General features: G+C 64.5%; 4 protein-coding genes. 2 read left to right on the top strand and 2 right to left on the bottom strand.

Going from position 1 to position 2,409, the window contains the following annotated elements; translation table 11 throughout:
• Window positions 1-188 (top strand): hypothetical protein (locus C1D09_RS33465; protein ID WP_208760399.1); only part of this gene is annotated, 188 nt, incomplete at its 5' end.
• Here the strand turns inward: C1D09_RS33465 and C1D09_RS17245 are convergent.
• Both C1D09_RS17245 and C1D09_RS17240 read right to left on the bottom strand, forming a co-directional pair.
• Window positions 134-1,243 (bottom strand): aldo/keto reductase, encoded by a 1,110-nt coding sequence (locus C1D09_RS17245; protein WP_143975449.1) that lies wholly within the window; start codon window positions 1,241-1,243, stop codon window positions 134-136. The genes C1D09_RS33465 and C1D09_RS17245 overlap by 55 nt on opposite strands.
• A gap of 37 nt (window positions 1,244-1,280) precedes the next feature.
• A complete protein-coding gene (locus C1D09_RS17240) occupies window positions 1,281-1,817 on the bottom strand; it encodes a nuclear transport factor 2 family protein (RefSeq protein ID WP_143975448.1) in 537 nt (178 codons plus the stop codon).
• Window positions 1,818-1,947: 130 nt separating this feature from the next.
• Here C1D09_RS17240 and C1D09_RS17235 point away from each other — a divergent pair.
• A partial coding sequence (locus C1D09_RS17235) for a LysR family transcriptional regulator (RefSeq protein ID WP_143975447.1) occupies window positions 1,948-2,409 on the top strand: 462 nt, incomplete at its 3' end.

Here is a 2,409-nt window from a genome sequence, read left to right as displayed (position 1 = left end):
CGCCTCGGCTGGCCGCCCTCGCGCAGGCGCCGCGCCGCGAACGTTGGCACGATGCCGAGTTCCGATACACGAAGGGCGCCGCGATGTCACGCGGCGCCCGACCGGCAAAATTGGTGGCGGCCTGCCGGTTCGATCAGCCGGCGGACACGCTGGCTGGCTCGCCCTCGACGAGCACCGGCGATGCGTAGCCGGTGGGCTTGTCGCCGGTTGCAGCGCCGCCTGTGACGCGCGCTTGTATCTGCGGCCCGAAATAGGAATAGGGGAACGGCGCCGGCGTTCTGCTGACCGAATCCAGCCGGCCGCGAAGCCCTGCCGGAATCTCGAAGTCCAGCGCGCCAAGATTGTCCTGTATCTGGGCCAGCGTGGTCGCACCAAGGATGACGGTGGCGATCCCCGGCTGCGTCGCCACCCAGTTGAGGGCGACCTGTGGCATGCTGCGGCCGAGTTCGGATGCAACCTTCTCGAGTTCGGTCACGATGGCCCAGTTGCGCTCCGTGAATTTCTGGAAGCCCGGATGCGTCGAATTGCGGAACCCGTCGAGCCGGCCCACATTTCCGGCCTGGGCCGGCCGATACTTGCCGCTGAGCAGCCCGCTGGCGAGCGGGCTCCAGACCATGATGCCGGCTCCATGGCGCGTGCCGAAAGGTACGAACTCGTTCTCGATCGCGCGTTCGGCCAGGGAATATTCGAGTTGCAAGGCCGAAACCGGCTCATATCCTCGCAGTTCAGCGATCGCCTGTGCGCGACCCGCATACCAGGCCGGCACATCGGACAGGCCGACATGGCGCACCTTGCCGATCCGCACCAGGTCGTCGAGCGTGCGCATGACCTCTTCGGCCGGCGTCAGCCTGTCCCAGACATGCATGAGATAGACATCGATATAGTCGGTCCCCAGCCGCTTCAGCGAGGCATCCACCGCCCGCATGATGTTCTTGCGGCCGTTGCCGCCGGCATTCGGATTGCCTGGCTGCATGTTCATGGTGAACTTGCTGGCGATCACCGCGGTGTCGCGCAAGCCCCGCTCGGCTATGAATTCGCCAAGCCAGGCTTCGGCCGTGCCGCCGGTGTAGAGGTCCGCCGTGTCGAAGAAATTGCCGCCCGCCTCGACATAGGCGTCGAACATCGCCCGGGCTGTATCCCTGTCGGCTCCCCAGCCCCATTCCTTGCCGAAAGTCATGGTGCCGAGCGCCAGCCTGCTGACCCTGAGGCCGCTGTTGCCGAGCGTGTAATAGGTCATGGTCATGATCGTCTTCCAATGCTTGCTGGTGGATGCCGCGGCCTCACTGGCCCGCCGTGTCATTGCCCGGCGTTGCCTTGACCCAAGGGTTGCCGCGCTCATGCGTCATGTGGAACGCGAAGCCGTCGACCTTCCACCCGGCCGCGGAGCGCGTCAGGTGATGCTCATAGGTGCCCCAGACTTCCCAAAGCGGGTCGCCATTGCCCTCCATCCGGTTCCAGGCATAGCCGTTCGATCGGACCGTCGCCGTGTTCGCTTCGAGAACGACCTGATGATTTGTGCGCAGATGCAGGCTTGTTTTGCCGCCCTTGAGGTTGCCGGCCCAGGCGCCGATCAGGTCGTCGGAGGCGATGTTGGCCGCCGGCTGTCCGGGAAGGCTGCTGAAATCGGCGGTAACCCGATCCGCGAAATAGCTGCGCGCCAGTTTCCAGTCCTGCGCGTCGACGGCGCGGTCGATGCCATCGGCGATCCGGATGACCGCCCGTTCGTCCGCGAGCCAGCCGGAAGGTTCCGCCCCGCCGGCATCGATCGGCGCCAACGCCATGCCTGCCGCGAACGTTACGTGCTTCAACGCATTCATGTCTCTTCTCCTTGATGCCACCAGCCAATCGCCAATGTGTGGACGCCGGTGGGTTGGCGACAATTTGGACTAATGGCTTGGCATCGATAAGATTGCATTGTTCGCAAAGACCATGCGATACTATTCATGAATGGATCGCGATCTCCTCATCCATCTGCCGGTGATCGTTGCCGTTGCCCGGCGTGGCGGCTTCGCGCTCGCGGCGGCCGAACTCGGCATGAGCCCGTCGGCGGTCAGTCACGCCGTACGGCTGGTCGAGGAGCGTATCGGCCAGCCATTGTTCGCGCGCACGACGCGCAGTGTTTCGTTGACCGAAGCCGGAAAGGCGCTGGTGGAGACCGCGGCTCCTGCCCTTCAGGATATTGGTGAACGGATAGATCGAATCCGCAGCATCAAGGGCAGGCCGTCCGGCCTGCTCAGGATCAACGCCTCCACCATCGCGATTCCATTGGCGGTGACGCCTGTCGTCGCGGTGATGGCCGAGCGCTATCCGGACGTTACGGTGGAGATTTTCGCCGACCAACGGCTGGTCGACATCGTCGGCGAAGGTTTTGACGCCGGCATCCGGCTGGGCGAGATGATCGCGCAGGAC

Origin of the sequence: Mesorhizobium intechi (assembly GCF_002879535.1) — a bacterium.
Classification (GTDB): domain Bacteria; phylum Pseudomonadota; class Alphaproteobacteria; order Rhizobiales; family Rhizobiaceae; genus Mesorhizobium; species Mesorhizobium intechi.
This window is presented reverse-complemented; position numbering and strand designations above follow the sequence as displayed.

Excerpts from the sequence above, each read along its gene's own strand:
- C1D09_RS17245 (WP_143975449.1), bottom strand. The coding sequence starts at position 1,243 with ATGACCATGACCTATTACACGCTCGGCAACAGCGGCCTCAGGGTCAGC.
- C1D09_RS17240 (WP_143975448.1), bottom strand. The coding sequence starts at position 1,817 with ATGAATGCGTTGAAGCACGTAACGTTCGCGGCAGGCATGGCGTTGGCG.